The 20,100-nt window shown below is 40.5% G+C and carries 18 protein-coding genes; all 18 read right to left on the bottom strand.

Annotation, left to right across the window (positions count from 1 at the left end; genetic code table 11):
- Positions 1 to 120: 120 nt before the first annotated feature.
- Positions 121 to 816 (bottom strand): hypothetical protein, encoded by a 696-nt coding sequence (locus tag ACS72_RS05085; RefSeq protein WP_048881436.1) that lies wholly within the window; start codon positions 814 to 816, stop codon positions 121 to 123.
- 9 nt (positions 817 to 825) lie between these two features.
- A complete protein-coding gene (locus ACS72_RS05080; protein WP_228156238.1) occupies positions 826 to 2,892 on the bottom strand; it encodes a hypothetical protein in 2,067 nt (688 codons plus the stop codon).
- Positions 2,883 to 4,388 (bottom strand): hypothetical protein, encoded by a 1,506-nt coding sequence (locus ACS72_RS05075; RefSeq protein ID WP_048881434.1) that lies wholly within the window; start codon positions 4,386 to 4,388, stop codon positions 2,883 to 2,885. The genes ACS72_RS05080 and ACS72_RS05075 overlap by 10 nt, the downstream gene beginning before the upstream one ends.
- Before the next feature lie 243 nt (positions 4,389 to 4,631).
- Positions 4,632 to 6,044 carry a ribosome biogenesis GTPase Der gene (der, locus tag ACS72_RS05070; RefSeq protein WP_004889995.1) on the bottom strand — a complete coding sequence of 471 codons (1,413 nt, stop codon included), beginning with the start codon at positions 6,042 to 6,044 and terminating at the stop codon, positions 4,632 to 4,634.
- Between the two features lie 176 nt (positions 6,045 to 6,220).
- A complete protein-coding gene (bamB, locus tag ACS72_RS05065) occupies positions 6,221 to 7,369 on the bottom strand; it encodes an outer membrane protein assembly factor BamB (RefSeq protein WP_048881433.1) in 1,149 nt (382 codons plus the stop codon).
- Positions 7,366 to 8,064 carry a tetratricopeptide repeat protein gene (locus tag ACS72_RS05060; RefSeq protein ID WP_004889998.1) on the bottom strand — a complete coding sequence of 233 codons (699 nt, stop codon included), beginning with the start codon at positions 8,062 to 8,064 and terminating at the stop codon, positions 7,366 to 7,368. The genes bamB and ACS72_RS05060 overlap by 4 nt, the downstream gene beginning before the upstream one ends.
- A 30-nt stretch (positions 8,065 to 8,094) precedes the next feature.
- Positions 8,095 to 9,390: a histidine--tRNA ligase gene (gene hisS, locus ACS72_RS05055; protein WP_048881432.1), complete on the bottom strand. Its 1,296-nt coding sequence runs from the start codon at positions 9,388 to 9,390 to the stop codon at positions 8,095 to 8,097.
- 3 nt (positions 9,391 to 9,393) lie between these two features.
- Positions 9,394 to 10,515, bottom strand: a complete 1,122-nt coding sequence (gene ispG / locus ACS72_RS05050) for a flavodoxin-dependent (E)-4-hydroxy-3-methylbut-2-enyl-diphosphate synthase (RefSeq protein WP_048881431.1) — start codon at positions 10,513 to 10,515, stop codon at positions 9,394 to 9,396.
- Positions 10,516 to 10,538: 23 nt separating this feature from the next.
- The gene (locus tag ACS72_RS05045) at positions 10,539 to 11,330 is read right to left on the bottom strand and encodes a RodZ domain-containing protein (RefSeq protein WP_048881430.1); all 792 of its coding nucleotides are present in this window, start codon (positions 11,328 to 11,330) and stop codon (positions 10,539 to 10,541) included.
- Positions 11,321 to 12,121 carry a type IV pilus biogenesis/stability protein PilW gene (gene pilW / locus ACS72_RS05040; protein WP_048881429.1) on the bottom strand — a complete coding sequence of 267 codons (801 nt, stop codon included), beginning with the start codon at positions 12,119 to 12,121 and terminating at the stop codon, positions 11,321 to 11,323. Before pilW ends, ACS72_RS05045 begins: the two co-directional genes overlap by 10 nt.
- A 14-nt stretch (positions 12,122 to 12,135) precedes the next feature.
- On the bottom strand, positions 12,136 to 13,371 hold the full coding sequence (gene rlmN / locus ACS72_RS05035; RefSeq protein ID WP_048881428.1) for a 23S rRNA (adenine(2503)-C(2))-methyltransferase RlmN: 1,236 nt from the start codon (positions 13,369 to 13,371) through the stop codon (positions 12,136 to 12,138).
- A 122-nt stretch (positions 13,372 to 13,493) separates the two neighbouring features.
- On the bottom strand, positions 13,494 to 13,925 hold the full coding sequence (gene ndk / locus ACS72_RS05030) for a nucleoside-diphosphate kinase (protein WP_004813112.1): 432 nt from the start codon (positions 13,923 to 13,925) through the stop codon (positions 13,494 to 13,496).
- Between the two features lie 110 nt (positions 13,926 to 14,035).
- The gene (gene iscX, locus ACS72_RS05025) at positions 14,036 to 14,236 is read right to left on the bottom strand and encodes a Fe-S cluster assembly protein IscX (protein ID WP_004813114.1); all 201 of its coding nucleotides are present in this window, start codon (positions 14,234 to 14,236) and stop codon (positions 14,036 to 14,038) included.
- An 89-nt stretch (positions 14,237 to 14,325) separates the two neighbouring features.
- Positions 14,326 to 14,877: a phosphatase PAP2 family protein gene (locus tag ACS72_RS05020; RefSeq protein ID WP_048881427.1), complete on the bottom strand. Its 552-nt coding sequence runs from the start codon at positions 14,875 to 14,877 to the stop codon at positions 14,326 to 14,328.
- A 69-nt stretch (positions 14,878 to 14,946) separates the two neighbouring features.
- Entirely contained in the window at positions 14,947 to 15,357 is a 411-nt protein-coding gene (locus ACS72_RS05015) for a hypothetical protein (RefSeq protein WP_004890015.1), read from the bottom strand.
- 12 nt (positions 15,358 to 15,369) lie between these two features.
- Positions 15,370 to 17,703, bottom strand: a complete 2,334-nt coding sequence (locus tag ACS72_RS05010; protein WP_048881426.1) for a fimbria/pilus outer membrane usher protein — start codon at positions 17,701 to 17,703, stop codon at positions 15,370 to 15,372.
- A 44-nt stretch (positions 17,704 to 17,747) separates the two neighbouring features.
- On the bottom strand, positions 17,748 to 18,449 hold the full coding sequence (locus tag ACS72_RS05005; RefSeq protein ID WP_048881425.1) for a molecular chaperone: 702 nt from the start codon (positions 18,447 to 18,449) through the stop codon (positions 17,748 to 17,750).
- Between the two features lie 113 nt (positions 18,450 to 18,562).
- Complete coding sequence (locus ACS72_RS05000; protein WP_004813123.1) at positions 18,563 to 19,084, bottom strand: DUF4402 domain-containing protein; 522 nt, start codon at positions 19,082 to 19,084, stop codon at positions 18,563 to 18,565.
- Between the last annotated feature and the right edge of the window lie 1,016 nt (positions 19,085 to 20,100).

Below are 20,100 nucleotides of genomic sequence, written 5' to 3'. Positions count from 1 at the left end.
ATTTAGATTGAGTCTGATTGTAAAAGAGTTAATACAGCTTTGACTATGCTCACGACTAGCAAAATTATATAGCCATAAAAAAGCCTGCAGATACAGGCTTTTTTTCTAGGATCACACGTATTACAAGAATTCAGAAATATCCTGAGGTTTAGCTGCGGATGATTCTGGTGCTTTAAAGTTTACACCTGCTTTTTTCAATAACTGTGGATATTCAACCAAAGCCATCGTCGAGTTTTTTGCAATACCCGTCACATCACTTAATAAACCCTTAGCATCCACTAGAGACATGCCACTACTGCTTACAGCCATTGGATTGCTTAATAACTGCATTGAAACACTTTTACTATTAGTAACTAATTCTCGAGCTGAAAGGCCAGCCAAGACAAAGTTAGTCATAGATTTCGTTAGCTGCTGTTTTTGACTTGCATTTAATGCATTAATCTTTTCAACGGTTGCTGCTTCATCTTTTTTAGATGCATCTAACACATCATTGGTCAGCTTAATAATTTCTTTTTGAATTGCTTCTTTTTCTTTCGCGTCAGAAGTCGTTTTCAAGCTGTTTAGCTTCGTTTTCAACTCTTCAGCGTCTTTACGCTCAGCAAATAAAGTTGCTAAAGATGTACGGCTTTGTGTGAACATTTGGTTAGTTGCTTGTGCTTGTTTTAAAAAGCCTGCCAAATCTAGATTATTTGATGATACACCTGTTGCTGCTTCAGTTAACTGTGAAGCCAAGCCGCTAAGGGATCCAAAACCTGCAAATGCATTTGTACCGAAGAATATTGTCCCTATAAGGCATACAGCTGTTAGTTTTTTCATAGTGGTTCTCTATTGTGTTGAATCGGCTTTTTGCACGATTTGATTTAAAATTTTAGGTAAGGCATTAAACATTTGAATGTTGTACATGGCATAGCGATGGTTATGATCAATGCCTTTTAGATTAATTTCCTGCTGCAAGCCATAAGCGCCTACACGCTCTAACTTTTGATTAAAACGACGCGCACCACCCGCAAGAACCAAAGTTGCATCGCAATTGGTTTTATCGGCATTACACTTGATAGTTTCTTCTTTGACTTGAATGCGGAACGCTGGCTGTAAACATTCTTCTTTCGGGACATACAGCTTGAGTTTCATATCCTTTTTAAAGCCAGCATTTTCGGTCATTCTCACGATCGAATCAGCAAGCTTAGTTTGTCCTTTGAAGCCTACACCTGTTGCATAAAACGGACGTTTGGATTGGCTCGTGAACGCGTGATAGATCAATGGACCAAAACCATAGAATGGAATTTCCCCCACCTGTTCAGTATGTAAACTTTCACACAGCACACGTGCTTGCTTCGAGTCACCCGCCGGCGCATGGCTATCAACTAAAATACTGTCTCCTGAATGCACAGGCAGTCGGTCATTGCCACTGACAGGGAAATCAAGCTGTGCTTTAACTTTATTGCCTTGACGCTCAATCACAGTCGCCTCCCAGGTTGGAATCAACACATCACGCTGCGCTGCCTTTTCACGGTTATAGACATGAATTTTCATACCTGTAGTTAAACGTTCACCTGGATCATTAATTTGAATATGATCTGAGCCACCGCTTACAACTTGCAAATCTGAACGGGTAAATTGCACCCCTTGACGGAATTGCTGCCCCAATTTGATTAAGGCATTTTTGAGTGCAATTTCTTTACGTGCCTCCATCGAGAAGCCCATGCCTGCTGAAATAGTATCGCTCAGCTCATCAGTGGCATGTGCTGAATAAAGCACGCGCCCTGATTGATCGATCATTTCAGCAAAGACCTCACTATGCACCACTTGCTGCTGTGTCATTTTACCGATTTGCTTTTCATACCCAATCACCGGAATCACACTGATACGAATAAAGAAGTCCGGCAATTCACGTCGATGAATTGCTTCTTGATTGCTTAAACCAGTTTGTTCCGCGATGCTTTGCACCAAATTGCTAAAGCGTTTATTAACAGGGGTCAGGGTGAATGACGCATTTTCACCGACAGCATCTGAAAAAATTTGCTCAATCAAATCCTTGGATTCACCTTGATAGGTCAATACATCTACAAGCAATGCTTTTGGCTTATTCATTGCTTGACGAGTATTGGTCGAGACTTTAGTAAACTGACTTGGACTACCATTGATAAGTACCGGCAAAGCCACCGCATAATCGCTGTCGGCATGTACCACACGAATCAAATCACCTTGAGCTGAACTCAGTTCATCATCTTTGGCAATGCCTTGCTTAAAGCCTTTGTCTAAAACGATATAAGACTTCCAACGATCAATCACTATGGCATCGATTTCAGAGACTTGAAAATTCTGCTGTAAATCACGTGCAAGTTGCTGACTTAAGGTAACTAAACTACTTTGAAACTTTTGCTGTACCGCTTGACGCGTTGCCGCCGACTGAATATCCGATGCTAAAATTTGAATTGGTTGGGACAGCGTCGCACTGTTACTGTAAATCACTTCACCTGAAAGTACATTGGTCAGTTTCAAACTGACTGTAACCGGTAAAAAGATTTCTGCTGTAGACTCTTTATTGACCACATACTCACTCGCACGCAGTACTTCTAAAGAAGCCACATAGGTACGATGCTTATTTTGCTTGGAAATAGAGTCGACAATTTGATTCGGTAAACTTTGCTTAAGCTGGCTTAAAAAAGTTTGCGATACTTGATTACGGATTGCAGTACTCGAAACCGCTTGAGTAAAGTCGCATGAAATTGAAGAGCCATTGGCTTCAATTAAATCTGCGGATTTACGACATGGCTGTTCCAATCCAAAAATCCCCTGTACCGGGAAAATTTGGATATTGGCTTGGGCATTTGCAGCAAATGCCAAGCCTAATGCAATACTCAGTTGCTTCAGTACTGTGTTTACTTGCACTGTGTACCACCAATACATAAAGTAATGGTATTTCCTGCTTGCAAGCGTTCTGCATTAGATAAAACAGGATTCACTCGGCGTAATGCTTTGGCAAGTTCAGCACTTAAAGGCTTTTGACTCTTATAGGTCATGGTTATTTCGACCAGTTTGCCATCTTGAGTACGGATATCGATATTTTCAGCACCGTCCATTTCATCTAAAGCCATATAGAGATCATCCCCCAAACGGCTAGAGACGCTACCCGATACATTTTTCACAAAGAGAGTAATTTCTTTGCCATACATGCTGCGGTTTTTCGAATAGGCTAGAATTTGTGGACCAACTTCTGACAGAGTCATTTCACCCAGTTTACGGGCAACATTCGTACGACAAGAATCTGTCGTTGCCGCTGCTGATGATTCGGTACGGGTATCGCCGCCCATCAGCGTACCATCATCAACTGAATAAATTTTATAGCTAAGTGCACCATCACAAACAAACTGACCCGTTGCACCTGAACGACCACGATCAAAAATATGTGAGCTGCCAACCATAAACCAGTCTGCCTTTTCCTGACGTGCAGCGGCTGCAAGTTTGGCAAGCTCTGCATCACTCAGTAATTGCTGAATGGACATGCTTTTACCTTTTAAATAGCGACTACGGAATAGATCGGAATCCATTAAACGCAGATCATATTTTGATGCTGAGCCTGCAATCGCATTTAAGGTATGATTTTGTCGTTCAGGTATAGTCGATGGGGTTTGATATTCCACATATTTAACAAAGCTTTGGATATCATTCTGACGCTCTGACTGACTATAACGTGCGGATTCACTAGCGTTATAACTTGCTGAAGATGCTGATTTCCCAGAATTATTATGGCTTGATGAACGTGCTGCGACACCCACACCTGCGCCATAATAATTGTCATAAGCATATCCTGATGCAGCTGATGACTTTCCTTTCGATGAATAAGATGAACTTTCATTCGCTTTAGCACTCTCTTTTGCATCATAGCTAGCCTTTTCATCATAAGCATAGCTTTTATCAGAGAAATACGAAGTAAATTCTTTGACTGGTTTGGAATTATCACGTGGCACACCAAAGTACTCGTCCATTACGATCATGATTGGACTTGTACGGCTTGTTTTCTTCGACAACCCGATATCATTTAAAATATTACGAAATTCTTGATCATCCATCTCGAGGGATACAGAAGTGGTTAGTTCAGTTTTGGTACTTTGGCTACCACGATTGAATACATAGTTATTATCAATTTGTTTGACAATATCTGCTAAAAAAGGTTCGGCATCCTGCATCGCTTGCGGACCATTAATTTTCTTAATCAGAGCAATGACAGCATCCGTTTTAGCTTGTGCAAAGGCTTGATTCCGAGTCGCAATAGCATCCTTTTTATTAATTGGGCTGCTACCTTCACCATTTACCTTAATCATTTCAGCTTGTGCTACCCCAGTACAAACTGTTGCATATAATAAAGCCAATACTGTCTTTTTCATTTCCTCACCCCGAATCTGTAAATTAGGTTGTTATTCTTTGTATTACTTAAAGTAACAATATCAATTAATACATTAACAATTTCACACAAATATATTACAAATTACATGTTATTTACATTGAACTTTAAACTTTTTTTTTAAACAGTTAGGTTTCAATACTTAAACTGATAGCTTTTAATTTTTATAAAATTTAAGAAATAAAAAGCCTGCTATTGCAGGCTTTTTACTTTATTCAAATACAGATTAACCGCGTTTGAATTTCTTCTCAGCTTTCTTGAATTTCTGAACATAACGACGCTTACGTGCTGCAGTACGTTCATCAATTTGTGACTTACGACCTTCGAACGGGTTTTCAGACGTCTTGAATTCAATTCTTACTGGTGTACCTTCAAGTTTGTAAACTTTACGGAATACATTTTCCAGGTAACGACGGTAATCCGCAGGAGTTTTATCGACCTTGTTACCATGAATGACAATGGTCGGTGGATTCTGACCGCCAATATGCGCATAACGCATTTTGATACGACGGCCTTGAACAGTTGGCGGCTGGTGAGCTTCAGTCGCATCTTGCAGAATCTGGGTGATTTTTGCAGGAGAGACTTTCAGGTGTGAAGAATCATAGGCACGGTGGATCGAAGGATAAAGCTCACCGACACCGGTACCATGTAATGCAGAGATCAAGTGAATCTTCGCCCATGGAATGAAGTCAAAACGACGTTCCACATCCAACTTGCACTGCTTACGATCATATTCAGACATGTTGTCCCATTTATTGATCGCAATCACCATGGCACGGCCTGCTTCAATCGCATAACCGATCAAGTGCAAGTCCTGCTCTACAATCCCTTCACGTGCATCAACAACTACGACAACCACATGCGCATCTTTCATCGCCTGCAAAGTTTTCACGATTGAGAATTTCTCAATCATCTCATCGACTTTACCTTTACGACGTACACCTGCGGTATCGATCAAAGTGTATTTACGGCCATCACGTTCAAATGGAATGTAAATCGAGTCGCGGGTTGTACCTGGCTGATCAAATGCAACCACACGCTCTTCACCCAGTAAACGGTTGACCAAGGTGGATTTACCAACGTTCGGACGACCAATAATCGCGAGACGCAAACCGGTATTTTTATCGTGTTCAGCTTCAGACTCATCTTCGGGCACATCTGCAAGTACTTCTTCAAGCATCTGCTGTACACCACGACCATGACTCGCCGCCACTTGCATCGGCTCGCCCATGCCAAGTTTATAGAACTCAACTAAAGCAGCTTCTGCATGTACTCCATCCACCTTGTTCGCAACGAGGAAGACTTTTTTACCCAAAGTACGCAGCTCACGGGCAATCTGTTCATCAGATGCCAACAATCCGGCACGTGCATCGACCACAAAGATGATCATATCTGCTTCATGGATTGCAGTTTTAGACTGCTCTGCCATGTAAGAGTCGATCCCACCTTCGTTCTCACCGATACCGCCAGTATCAACGACAATGAAGGATTTATTTTGATAGACAGCATCGCCATATTTACGGTCGCGTGTCAGACCTGCAAAGTCTGCCACCAATGCGTCGCGGCTCTTGGTTATCTGGTTGAACAGAGTTGATTTTCCGACGTTCGGACGACCAATGAGCGCAATTACGGGTTTCATAGATTAACCTTTATTCAATATCAGGCTATCTAAAAATGGCCTGAACATCAGAAAGTTCTGGAAGAAAATGGGAATAGGATTAAAGCCTAAAATAAATAAAAACACGGGGCATTGAACATTCAATCACCCCGCGTAAAAAATACGGTTGGCTTATTTTAGCATAAGCCACAGAAAAATTAACGATTCTGCCAGATACTGTAAGCACCCTTACGTGTCGACACATAGAGCTGGTTGTCGATCACACGCAGTGTGCGAACTTCACCAGAAGTCTTGGAACGACCAACAATCTGTCCAGTAGACGGATCAATCAGGTGTAATACACCGTCCAGGTCACCGACTACAAGGTCTGTACCCAGCATGACCGGGTTGCTCAGCTGACGGTTTAACAGCTGGTCATTTTCCCAGAGTTTCTGGCCAGACGTAATTTCATAGGCGGTGATTTTACCATCAGTCTGGGCTACAAAGACACCATTACCTACAACTTCTGGACGCTGGATACTGCTGGCATCTTCACTCCAGATTACCTGTTGTGAAGCCAGATCAAGCACAGTCACCTGACCTTGATAGCTGGTTGTTACTACAAACTGACCAGCAACGACCGGCTCACCATCAATATCATTCAGCCGTTGAATATCGGAGCGACCATCAGATACCGCTACACGGCGCTGCATTTTTGGCACACCGGTAACTGCATCCAGAGCATAAATATAGCCGTTTGCTGAAGCAATCAATACATGACGTGGGTCAAGTGCAACTGGCGCCGCCATACCACGCAGGCTGAATTGTACATTAGGTAGCTTATAAGTCCACACCTGTTTACCAGTACTAACTTCATGAGCAAAGACCATGCCGTCATTCGCTACGGTAATCACACGGTCTGCATGCACTAAAGAGGGCGCAATAATGGCACCCGACAATTGAGCAGCCCAACGCTGTTCACCCGTCTGCTGATCCAAAGCAAACAGCTGACCTTTGGTATTGCCTGCAATCACCACACCAGAAGCCGCCTCCACACCCGCGCTTAAGCCCGCTTTAGACACTTTTTTCTGCCAAAGACGTTGCTTGCCCTGATAAGCAGAAATTTCCCCATTTGGATTAATGGCAAAAATCACACCGTTGTCTGCATCGAGGCGTAAACGTAATGGATCTGCTTCATCCGTAGAAGAAACACTGCTAGAAAATACAGGAACTAGTGATTTTGCCTGTGCAAGTTTAGGAAGTGGATTTGGCTTGGCTTCTTCCACTTTAATGGTTTTCCCCGCACAACCTGCCAAAACAAGGGTCAAAACGGTTAAGGCACAGGTGAGTTTGTATTTTCTATTCATTCAGTTTCTTCCACTTGTGTATCTATAATCGGGCGTTCAATTTCAGGATCATCGACCAATACGCCAACACTTTCTAGTTTAATTTGTAAAATCTGACGTTCTTCTTTGCGTTCTACCAAAGCATCCCATGCACTTTGATACACTTTCTTGGCATTTTCAATATCATTTTTGGCAACATAGATATCTCCACGTGCTTCATCCGCAGTTGCTTTAAAAGCAGGCTCATTCACCGCTTCTAAAGTTTTCAATGCTGCATCATATTTTTTCTGTGCCAGCTGGGCATACGCCAGACGAAGTTTAACTACTTGCACCAGACCTGCATCATCCACCTTGGAGTTTTCAACTTTCTTCAGTGCACGTTCAGCTGCTGCATAATCTTCTTTGTCATAAGCCAGTTTTGCCATTACTAGCTGAGTCTGAATCGCCTGCGCTGAGTCAGGTGCTTCCTTGACAATCTTGTCCGCAGTATCAGACAGTTTAGCAAACGCATCGCCCTGAGTAGAACGTGCATCATCCATTAACTGCTGTACCTTGGCAGTTTGCTTCTGCGACTCTGCCAGGTTCTTCTTCTGCCAATATTCCCATCCAAAAAAGGCAATCAGCGCAACCAGAATCCCGGTAATGATTGAAGAGCCATACTTCTTTGTGAAGGATTTCAAACTTTCAAGTTGTTCATCACCACCAATTGCGCTCATGTGATTACCCCTTTCCTAATGTTTTATCGATTATTTTGAAGAAATTTTAGTTGTGAAGAATGCCACAAAATCAGTAAATGGCACATCTGATTGCTCTGCCGTTGCCAGCTCTTTTACGGTAAAAGTCTGTGCTTCCAGTTCACGTTCACCCATAATCACGGCATAGATCGCACCAGACTGGTCTGCCTTTTTCATTTGCGATTTCATTGAACCTTGTGAGCCAACTTTCAGGCGAATGCTACTCCCGGCAGCTTCTAACTGGTCACGGATCTGTTCAGCCAAGACCAGTGCCTGACCTTGAGAAGCAGGGTCTGCCACCAGAAATACTTCACAATCACGTACAGGTGTGTTGTCTTCAACTTGCTCCAGTAAAAGCAGTAAGCGCTCCATCCCCATCGCAAAACCAACCGCAGGTACAGACTGGTCTGCCTTACCTTTTAACTGACCCACCAGACCATCATAACGACCGCCGGCACAGACTGTACCTTGTGAACCTAAATGCGTTGTGGTCCATTCAAATACGGTTTTGTTATAGTAATCCAGACCACGTACCAGTTTCTGGTTGATGACAAAGCTGACGCCTGCATCAGTCAGGTATTGCTGTAACTGGTTAAAGTGCGCCAGTGTTTCTTCACCCATAAAGTCATGCAGTTTAGGTGCATTTTCTAAAATAGACTGAGTTTTGGCATCTTTAGAATCCAGGATACGTAATGGATTCGTGGTCAAACGACGCTGAGAATCTTCATCCAGATCGGTTTTATGCGCCTCCAAAAATTCAACCAATGCCGAACGATAGTTTGCACGCTCTTCAGACTCACCCAAAGTGTTGAGTTCAAGTTGAACTTTATCAGCAACACCCATGCGTTTCCATAAACGCGCTGTCATTAAAATCAATTCAGCATCTTGATCTGGCGTTGCTACACCAAAAGTTTCCACACCAAACTGGTGGAACTGACGGTAACGGCCTTTTTGTGGTTTTTCATAACGGAACATAGGTCCGACATACCACACTTTCGGGGTCGCACCACGCAGCAGGTTATGCTCAAGCATGGCACGTACGCAACCTGCTGTACCCTCAGGACGCAGCGTCAAAGACTCCGGTGGATTGCCTTTGTCCAGAAAAGTGTACATTTCTTTTTCAACGATATCCGTTGCATCACCGATTGAACGTTTGAACAGATTCGTCTGTTCAACGATTGGCAAACGAATTTGTTGATAACCATAGGCATCCATCAGACCCGATAAATGCTGTTCAAGACGTCTCCAAGCTGGGGTTTGCGTTGGGAGAATGTCATTAAAACCTTTGATTGCGACGATTGAACTCATGATCTACTCAGGAAAACTTGTACGAATAATTTCTTTAGATTTAGCTTCTTCAAGCTCGGAAACACGTTGACGAACCATAGCCTCGATTTCATCAACCAGTTGATCGGTATCGATTAAATGGCTCTTTTCGCCATTACGATACACCAGTGAACGCGGACTTGCACCTACTACACCAATGTCGGCTTCCTTAGCTTCACCCGGACCATTTACTTTACAGCCAATCACCGATACATCCATTGGTGTACGAATATCTTCCAAACGTTCTTCAAGCGATTGCATCACTTTAATTACGTTAAATTCCTGACGTGAGCAGCTGGGGCAGGCAATGAAGTTAATCCCGTTAGAACGTAAACCCAGCGATTTTAAAATATCAAAACCAATTTTCACTTCTTCTTCAGGTTCTGCTGCCAATGAAATACGCATGGTGTCACCAATGCCTTCCATCAACAGACCACCAAGGGCGATTGCAGACTTCACCGAACCTGTACGGTAAATGCCCGCCTCAGTCACACCCAAGTGCAGCGGGTTATCAATCTGTTTAGAGAGCAGGCGATAAGCATCCATAGTCAGGAACACATTCGATGCTTTTACCGATATTTTAAATTCATGGAAATCTAAACGGTCTAAAATATCGATATGACGCATCGCCGATTCAAGCAGTGCTTCGCCTGTCGGCTCGCCATATTTTTTCTGGATGTCTTTTTCTAATGAACCAGCATTGACACCAATACGCATGGAAATATCGTTATGACGCGCAGCTGCCACGACTTCACGAATCTTGGCTTCTGAACCGATATTACCTGGGTTAATACGCAGACAGTCTGCGCCCAAGTCAGCTACTGCTAGGGCAATTTTGTAGTCGAAGTGAATGTCTGCAACCAATGGCACACTCACCTGTTTACGAATTTCCCCAAACGCTGCCGCTGCTTCCATACTTGGTACAGAAACACGCATGATATCAGCTCCCGCATCGACGCAGCGCTGGATCTGTGCGACCGTTGCGGCTACATCACAGGTTTCGGTATTGGTCATACTCTGGATGCTGATAGGCGCGTCACCACCGACATAAACAGAACCAACACGAATCTTGCGGGTTGGACGGCGTTGAATCGGATTCACAATCATGATTTGTTTCTACTCTCTTGCCATTAACGTGATAAACGGAATTCTGCTTTTCCGTTTACAGTATATGGTGACAATGAAATATTTTCGTTATTCAGGGTCATGGCCACGGCGGTTGCATCATCAAGACGGATCTGAAATGGAGTTTCACCATTTAAATCCAATGTTGATGATTGACGACCAGTAGCAAGCACTTTACCGGTTGAGTCAACAATATGGACTGAAGTAGGACGGCTAAACTCAAGTTTTAGCTGATCACCAGATACTGCTGCATTGGAATCCATATTAATGATTTCAACGTCTGATACCTGAGTCATTACTTCCGGTTCTACTTCAGCGCTACTATTGCCTGACCAGTTTTGGATCATCGCGACCAATGCACCTAAAACTGCCAACGCCACTAATGCGATTAAACCGCGTTTTAACCATTTACGGTTACGGTCACGATTAGAGCCCGGTAATTTACCCATAATCTTGATTGGGGAATTATTCAAGGCATGATTCGGCAACAGACCAGTATCATTAGCATAAATCTCATCAAAACGCTGAATGATATTCGATGCGTCGACGCCTAAGAACTTCGCATAAGTACGATAATAACCCTTGATAAAGGTCGCTTCCGGTAAAGCTTTATAATCATCTTGTTCCAGAGCAGTCAAAGTTTTGACTGGAATATTCAGTTCACTTTCAACATCTTCCAGCTCAAGTTTCTGGTTGATACGAATCTGGCGCAAGTACTCACCTGGACGTTGAACATTTCCTAACGCGTTTGGCGCTACGCTCGAATTATTCGATGGTGAATTAGGATTTACTTCCATACGGCCTCAGTAGTGTACTGTAATTGCAAATAACGTTGGTATTCCGGGCTTTCAGGGAATAATGCGCGCAATTGATTGACCAATACTTGCATGCCCATTTGATCACCCTCGGCACGCGCAGTACGAATGCCGATCCAGAGCGCACGAGCACCCTGGTTTTTCTGTCCCACTGAACGTACAAATTGTTGATACATATTCGACGCCGCCGGGAACTGCTGATTCAGATAAAAAATCTCTGCCAACTCTAACATTGAAATGTAAGAATCGCGATTGGCTTGCAGGGCCTGTTTGAATGATTTTTCAGCATTCACCAGATCGCCCTGCTTCAGGTAGATCCGCCCCATATTTTCAAGCGCAAGATAACGCTGGTCATAGCCCAGTGTCGCGCCTGCAATTGCAAACTGTTCAATTGCATCATTATAACGTTCAAGCTGATACAAATAGGTGCCATAATTGTTACGTGCCTGTGCATTTTTAGGTTCGGCTGAAATCGCGCGCTTAAAATAAGTTTCGGCACGATCCAAGTTCAGCCTACTACCTTCCTGCTGTAACAAAACACCCATCATCATATTGGCTTGAGTATCACGTGAATTAATTTTAAGCGCCTCATCTAGCGCTCTTTTCGCTGAATCCAGATCACCAGTCTTCAGATATTCAACCGCCAATTGAGTACGCACCTGGGTCGCTTTTTTAGGATCCTTTTTACCCACTTCTGCCGTTTGACAGCCAGATAGAGCAATAGAAACACATACTGTTGAAATAAAAGCAATTTTAGATGTCAGATTTCTCAATTGGTGACCTCTTGTTATCCTTGTGAGCGCATGATCTCATTGGACTGCGCGATTTTCTTCTTCCACTGTTCCGCACGACGGGTACGGTCAGCAACTTGTCCCACTAATTGACCACACGCAGCATCAATATCATCACCACGTGTCTGACGAATCGTACACACAAAACCTGCATCAGACAAAGTTTTTTGGAAAGAAATAATACGGTTACGGCTTGAGCGGCCATAAGGCGCATGCGGAAACGGATTAAATGGAATCAGGTTAATTTTACTTGGCAAATTCTTCAATAATTTAATCATCTGCTGGGCATGTTCCGGTTTGTCATTCACGCCGTCCAGCATGACATATTCAATGGTCACATGTTTACGTGCGCTTTCATTGCCATCTTTAGTGATATAGCGCTGACATGCTGCAATAAGTTGCTCAAGCGGATATTTTTTATTGATTGGCACGAGTTCATTACGCAGTTCATCATTAGGTGCATGCAATGAAATCGCCAGAGCGACATCAATATCTTGAGCCAATTGGTCAATTTTAGGCACCACACCTGATGTTGATAGTGTCACACGGCGTTTTGACATACCGTAGGCAAAGTCATCCAGCATGATACGCATTGAATTGAGTACAGCATCGTAATTCAATAACGGTTCGCCCATCCCCATCATCACCACATTGGTCACTGAACGTTCACGCTCAAGCAAGGGCACATCTTCCATATAGGAATAGTTTGCCATCCATAACTGGCCGATAATTTCAGCCTGGCTTAGATCACGCTGGAAACCCTGTTTACCCGTTGAACAAAATGAACAGTCCAGTGCACAGCCCACCTGTGAAGAAATACACAAGGTCTTACGTGAGCCAGTTTTATCTTCTGCTGGAATGAGGACAGTTTCAACCAGTGAACCTTCACCATCACCGACACGGAACACCCATTTACGCGTACCGTCTTTAGAATAATTTTTATGCACCACTTCTGGCGCTTTAATTTCACAAATTTTTTCCAGCTTTTCACGCAACTTGCCTGAGATATTGGTCATCTCAGTAAAATCAGTCACAAAAAATTGGTGAATCCACTTCATCACCTGCCCGGCACGAAACTTCTTCTCACCCATATCTTCGAAGAATTTTTCCATTTGCGGACGTGACATGCCAAGTAAGTTCACTTTCTCGACAGCCTTTTGCTGTGCTGGAGCGGATGGAGTGTGTTGCTGTGCCTCAGAAACTGCTGATACAGCGACTGCTTCAGTACTCATGTGTATTACCTAAACCATGTCTAAAGATGAAAGGAGAAGCTCAATATCTGAGCAAAGAATTATTCAGGGAATAAAAAAACCAGATAAGTATAATAACACTTATCTGGCTTGAATACTGCGAATTAACGAGTACGTGGAGCAATCTCAGTTTGAGCGAAGAAGTAGTTAACTTCACGGTCAGCAGATGCTACAGAGTCAGAACCGTGAGCAGCATTTTCGTCGATGCTTACAGCGAAATCTGCACGGATAGTACCAGGAGCAGCTTCTTTAGGGTTAGTTGCGCCAAGGATTTCACGGTGAGCAAGAACTGCGTTTTCACCTTCAAGAACTGAAACAACAACTGGACCAGAAGTCATGAATGCAACTAGGTCACCAAAGAAACCACGTTCTTTGTGCTCAGCGTAGAAGCCTTCAGCTTCAGCTTGAGTCAGGTGCTTCATTTTAGTAGCAACAATTTTAAGACCCGCTTTTTCGAAACGAGCAAAGATTTCACCGATTACGTTTTTAGCAACTGCATCTGGTTTAACGATAGATAATGTACGTTCAATAGCCATGATTGGCTCCTTTAGTCAATGGTTGACATGAAAATTTGGCGCATTATACCGAGATAATCCGCAATTTTCTGCTTTTACTCTGTAAAAAAATCGCTTTTTTAGATGAGGTCTTAGCGCGCCTCGTCAATCCATGCCATTTGAATGGCTTCAAGCAGGCCTTCAGTTGATTTTTCAGGATTATCTTCAAAGTCTGGAAGTGCACAAACCCATGCATGCAAATCAGTAAAACGAATCCATTGCGGATCCACGTCCGGGTGTGCTTCATACAGTTCAATTGCGATATCAAGAGTATCAGTCCAACGTAAACCCATATCTATTCCTAATAGCCATTTGCTTCGATGTGGTACTTTAGCAAATCTGGCAGAATCTGCGAGTGTTTAACGATTCCAGAGCTATATTTTTATAACACAATGTTCAAGAGCGGTGCCAGAGATATAAAACTTACCGCCACAGTTATACCGATGACAGCCCCCATTGCTACATCACTCGGATAATGCAGACCGAGTATCATTCGTGAGGCTGCGACCAACACAGTAAAAGGCAGCATTAAAATCAGTAGAACTGGAACTGCATAACCCAGCATCGTCGTTGCCATGACGGCATGCAAGGTATGTCCTGAGGGAAAACTGTAATAGTCTAGAGGATGGTCACCGAGACGAATAAGCTGATGCACCTGATAAGGTCGGGGGCGTACAGTTTTGGTTTTTAGTACCTTGTAGATTGCCGTACCAACAGTACTTCCCAAAATTAAATACAGCATTTGTAGGCTGTATAATAAACCTTGTAGCGCCCAGGTAGCGATGATCATCACGTACCAGAATACGCCATTGCCAAGCCGGCTGATAATTTTGAAAAAAACAGCCACACGTCCAGAATGCGAAAGATGATTTAATACTACGCAACCTTTTAAATCCATCTCCATTAATTTTTGTTTTGCATGATGGAATTTCACCGTTTGGCTTCCTGTAATATTTTCAGTTCATTTTATCGATTCTTAGCTACCGAATTATTTAAATCAAATTTAGAAATTAATATCGACTGAAATCCGATCACGATAAGTACCTGCTGGAACACCATTAAAAGGATTATCTACCAGTTGAACAGATACGATAAATTTCTGTCGCTGGGCTGCGCTCTGTTGGAGTGGTACTCCCCACGCATTACCGCTTGCTCCTCTTAAATTTAACTTAGTGCGGAGTTTATAGGCGCCATTAGATACATAACTCATACCATCAGTACTAACCAGATTTTGGCTATTAAATAAAATTGAATAACCAGTATCACAACTGATATTAAAAGACGTGGCTGCCTGGCTACGCTGGTAGCTTTGCAAACGAAGCTCATCATTAGCAAAGCCATCAATTGAACAATATTGAGCAGATGCCATGGTGCTCATCGCGGATACTGCTATTAATAACAAGAGTTGTTTCATTATAGTTTTCTCCTACTTGCAAACCGTTTCAAAAACATGTTTGTCCGCATTCTGGAATTGTATTTCATTTAGATTAAATTGTGCCTGGCATTGCTTTCCGCCTTGAGTTTTAATTTTCAGGTTATATGCACCTGCCTTAAATAAATAAAGATAGACCATACCCTGGCTATCAACAAAAGAAGCTTCCTGACTGAGTCCGTCTACAAGAACTTCAGACCCTGCAACCAGCGAATTTTGCTGTGCATCCTTAAGTTTGACAGCAACCCGTTTTGTTTTATAAATCGGAAAATCCAAACGATATCCGCGTTGATCTAAGCCCACCAGTTTCTTAGAAGAGTGTTCAAAAGTTTCATCCATTGCCAGCTGGTTATGATCAAAAGAAATGTCATAATGAATATAAGGAATAAGATTATGAACAAACATATACCCTTGTTTATTGGTACTTCCTACACGTGTTGCCGAGCGATAAATATCAATATCTGAATGTTGGTCCACATTAACCAAGGCAAAAGCGTTATCGGCATATTTGGTCAATGCAACTTTATTCCCCATCCAAACTAATGCGCCATCAAATGTAACTTGTGAATTACGGCGATCCTCATATTCATCATGAGATAATTGCAAGTTACCTACGCTGGTTTTCCATAAACCATAAGCATTGTAGTTAATTTCTTCATCACTTCGGTTTACACCCACGACATAATCAAAGCCATTCTGGGTCATGGTTCGATGGGCATAACTTAAACTTGTTTCATTATCTGCGGTATCATGATCCAGAGAAATCCGCCCTCGTTCGCCCCAGTTATAATAAAAGGCGATACGAAATCCCTGATCTCCGTCCTCACTAAAATCTTTATAATAGCCAAAATCCGTATATAAGTTTCTCGTTAGACCTTTTGTCGCTCTAATATCAAAAAACTTACGGTCTTCTCTAGGTGAATCATCAAATTCATTATAATAAGATTGATAAATAAAATTAAAATTTAGACCATCAATAATTTTAAGATTAGAAAAGTTAAAATATAAAATACTTGAAGTCTCAATTTCGGAATCATATAAATCAGTATTCAAATATTGATACTCTTGCGTAAAATATCGACTATTTAAGCCAACTGACCAGTATTGGGAACTTCGACTCAAGCCAACTGCAGCAGCATAACCTTGCTCATCTATACGATCTGCCTTGCTTGCTGATACGGCGGTATCTAAAAGAAAATACTTACTGATACCTTGGGTCCACAACACATCTACATTGCTAACATCTTCGCTATAAAGTAAATCTAGACCCAAGGTTGTAGAAGAAGTGATCCCTCGGCGGAAATAGAGTTTGCTAAAAAAATCACGATAATCATCATCCACAAGATCATAGTTATAACGCAGCTTTCCTAACGAAATATTGTATTCATTTAACTTTGGCTTCAATAACCGGCTATTAATATAAACAGGAAAACTCCGAACAGTACGATTTCCAAGTATATCTTCCACCACAATTTGAGCATCACCTGCCTGATTGACAACTCCTCCAGCTGGTAAATTGTAATTACCTGGGGTGATTGAATCCCGGTAAAGTCTTACACCATTAATAAAAAGATCTACCGTAGAGGGTAAGCTGGCGCTACCATTTAAGGCAGGAATATTCCAATACACAAAATCAGGACGATCAATATAATTGGTTCCAAAGCTTAAACCGCCAAAACGAAAAGAATTATTTAGCAAGTTATAAGGACTGGTCGTATCACCGAAAGTCAGCTTTAAAAATTTTGTCGGAAAATCGATATCTAAGGTACTGTTTACGCGCAAAAACGTTTGTTCTGTTTCCTCAGGTTCATTCCGATAGAGAAACGCATTTTTAAACAACCAATAATCTTTAAAGATTCCAAACTCTGAGAACGTATTAAACTCCTGATCTTCTTCATCCTTACCATAAAACAGACTATAGTTCACAAAGCCACCAAAGTTTGCTTTTTCCGGAACTTCTATTTCCAGCTCATAATCGGTTCCTACGAAAAAATCTGCAGGAAAGAAGATTTTAATCGCCTGAAGACTATAATCATCCTCGACTGTAATTCCTGGCTGTGTTAATGAACAAAAATCTTTCTTAGCCAGGTGTCGTGAAATTTTTTCTACCCGTATTCCAATATCAGATAAAGCTTCACATTCAACAAATCTTTTCCCATTCTCAGAAAATGTTACAGTTTCAGTGTGATAATCCACACCATTGATCCATATATTAACGATAAGTACTTCTGGACTTTTTAGTTGATTTGATTCTTGACTAAGTTCTGCATTTGCATTTATCACTCCCATACCACATGCAATCATTAGGAAAAGTTTTGTGGCTTTCATAGCATGATCCTTTTACTATTTCTTATTTTTCTGAGATAGAACTATCACCCTTTTACTGGAAACTCTAAATACCCTGCCTGCTCATCTAATTTAATTTTTAATTTGGCTATGTTCCCAGTTTTAATTTCACCTAATTCAAATTTAATTTTATTACCGCTTAACACATACAAAGCTAAATCTTGTCGAAGTAATTCATTATTTTTATTATCGAGTACAACAACTTCAGTAATTTTCGCAAAAGAATTTTCTGAATTAATAATATTGAGATAGGCTATATTATTAATTTTGTGTAGATCCACACTGAGCTTTGGAGGAACTACCTTTCCAGCAAAAAGTGGTAAAGAAAAATTAAATAAAAAGTTAATCGCAGACTCCTCTGCAACTGGTGTTACTTCCTTAAAAACCACTCTCCAAGACTGTTGTTTTTCCAGGTTTTCCGGCGGCTGACTAAAGCCAATACGCACAATCTGCTTACTTTCTGGTTTAAGTTCAAAAGTTTTTGGATTAAATAATAAAGTTCTATCTTCTACAAGAACATCTTCTCCTTTTTCATCCTGCTGCCATTTATATGCATTAACTTCATAGATTTTAGATTTAGATAGACCAGTACTTTCGATATTAACCGTAGTACTTTTCTGTCTTTTAAAATCTTGGATATTTAATTGTATCGGATTAAATTTAATTCCTGCAGACAAAGAAGCACTGTAGAGGAGCATAATTAGCAACCCTATTAATTTTATATTCACCTTTGACTCCAAATATTTAAATATAATTATTATTAATTTTTTATATTAAAGTAGGAGATGTTTAAAACATCTCCTAACGGTGTAACTATTTTATAAGAATGATTTTCTTATTTTTAGAATCGAACCGCTACTGTATAAGTACCACGGTAAGTACCAGCATCAGCGTTATTATAATCATTTTGTGCAACTGTTGCAGTTACATTAAATGCCTGATCGGCATTGCCTGTACTAGCTAAAGTACCACCATTGTACGCATCAGCAGCGCCATTTTGACGTGTGCTCACTTGTACCGGTACTGCGCCACCCGCTCCAGTTAAGGTATTTGGTGCTGAGATTTGCAGTCTGTATGGTGCATTTGTACGTACATTAAATGTTCCTGTATCTGTCCAAGTACCATTTTGTGCTTGAGCCAGTGTTAAGGTTTCATCTACGACATCTAGGTCGCAATGTCGAGCGACATCTAGAACTACATTAATTTTTCCATCACACTTATCACCACAAGCATGCTTGCCTGGTTTATGTGGTTTAGTCGGTTTAGATGGACCTGGGCCACGATCTGGGCCACCTGCATATACACTTGCTGATCCTAAGCCAAGTACAACTGATGCTAATGCTGTTAGAACTATTTTATTCATTTTTTTCTCCATTCTTTTAAAAGAATATAAATATTTATTTCGAAGAACGGTTAATGCAAAACTCTTATTGTTATGAGTGTAGCTACCTAACCGTAGGCTTATCTTATTATTATTAGTTCCAAAACATACAAATGTGATAACTTTCACAATATGTTTTATTATTCTTTAATAAAGACACACTTTTGTCTTAGATCACTATATTCTAAAGAATTATTTTTTTCGAATTTTGCAATTAAGGCGAATTAAAGAGAAATTTATAAAACCAATTTTCTATCAATATTTTCAATCTAAAAAACCCATTAAAAATAAGTTATTGTTTTTTATTTTATTTATATTAAATAAAAAATAGTTTCATTAAATATTAAAAACTTACAAAACCTTACAATTTACAATCCAATATTTTAAAATAAAAAAAATTACTAATTTTATTTTTTTGATTTTTCATATATTTACATTATCCTTCTCATCAAAAAACCATTCAATATAAATAATTAAACTTCTACAATCAATAACTTAATAAATTATTTTTCACTATTTTAATACTTGTATCACAATTAATGACTTTTATTTCTTTTTCTATACAAATTCATTCAACCTTAAATTTTAAGATAATTTTACTGGATATAAATTCAGTTCAAATAATAATTCAATTAACTTTATATTAAAATAATTAAATTATTTTTCATTTTAAATATAAAAAATTTAATTGCTTCTAATTTTTAAGACCTGTTAATACTTAAGAATAATTTTCAATTAATCATATAAACCATTATCTTCCTATAGCTTATTTTATTTTAATTTTATTTATTAAGTTAGTATAATCCACCCTTAGATCTAATTATCCACATTTCCAACTTATCAAAGAAAATTAATAATCAATAAATAATTAATTATTTTTACACCCAATAATTTACATTTCTAAAAATAAAAATATAAAAACACCATTCAATTTGAGTGGTTTTTTCCTTTAAATCAAATGATCCGAGAAATTAGTTTTACTCTTTATAACGATCTTG

The organism is Acinetobacter sp. VT 511, assembly GCF_001077515.1.
Classification (GTDB): domain Bacteria; phylum Pseudomonadota; class Gammaproteobacteria; order Pseudomonadales; family Moraxellaceae; genus Acinetobacter; species Acinetobacter schindleri.
The sequence above is the reverse complement of the archived record's forward strand: the minus strand, read 5'-3'. Positions and strand labels throughout refer to the sequence as shown.

What these genes read in the sequence shown, in the direction of transcription:
- ACS72_RS05010 (WP_048881426.1), bottom strand. Translation starts at nt 17,703, where the DNA reads ATGAAAGCCACAAAACTTTTCCTAATGATTGCATGTGGTATGGGAGTG.
- hisS (WP_048881432.1), bottom strand. Translation starts at nt 9,390, where the DNA reads ATGAGTTCAATCGTCGCAATCAAAGGTTTTAATGACATTCTCCCAACG.
- der (WP_004889995.1), bottom strand. Translation starts at nt 6,044, where the DNA reads ATGAAACCCGTAATTGCGCTCATTGGTCGTCCGAACGTCGGAAAATCA.
- ispG (WP_048881431.1), bottom strand. Translation starts at nt 10,515, where the DNA reads ATGATTGTGAATCCGATTCAACGCCGTCCAACCCGCAAGATTCGTGTT.
- ACS72_RS05015 (WP_004890015.1), bottom strand. Translation starts at nt 15,357, where the DNA reads ATGAAACAACTCTTGTTATTAATAGCAGTATCCGCGATGAGCACCATG.
- iscX (WP_004813114.1), bottom strand. Translation starts at nt 14,236, where the DNA reads ATGGGTTTACGTTGGACTGATACTCTTGATATCGCAATTGAACTGTAT.
- ACS72_RS05000 (WP_004813123.1), bottom strand. Translation starts at nt 19,084, where the DNA reads ATGAATAAAATAGTTCTAACAGCATTAGCATCAGTTGTACTTGGCTTA.
- bamB (WP_048881433.1), bottom strand. Translation starts at nt 7,369, where the DNA reads ATGAATAGAAAATACAAACTCACCTGTGCCTTAACCGTTTTGACCCTT.
- ACS72_RS05045 (WP_048881430.1), bottom strand. Translation starts at nt 11,330, where the DNA reads ATGGAAGTAAATCCTAATTCACCATCGAATAATTCGAGCGTAGCGCCA.
- ACS72_RS05075 (WP_048881434.1), bottom strand. Translation starts at nt 4,388, where the DNA reads ATGAAAAAGACAGTATTGGCTTTATTATATGCAACAGTTTGTACTGGG.
- ndk (WP_004813112.1), bottom strand. Translation starts at nt 13,925, where the DNA reads ATGGCTATTGAACGTACATTATCTATCGTTAAACCAGATGCAGTTGCT.
- rlmN (WP_048881428.1), bottom strand. Translation starts at nt 13,371, where the DNA reads ATGAGTACTGAAGCAGTCGCTGTATCAGCAGTTTCTGAGGCACAGCAA.
- ACS72_RS05060 (WP_004889998.1), bottom strand. Translation starts at nt 8,064, where the DNA reads ATGAGCGCAATTGGTGGTGATGAACAACTTGAAAGTTTGAAATCCTTC.
- ACS72_RS05085 (WP_048881436.1), bottom strand. Translation starts at nt 816, where the DNA reads ATGAAAAAACTAACAGCTGTATGCCTTATAGGGACAATATTCTTCGGT.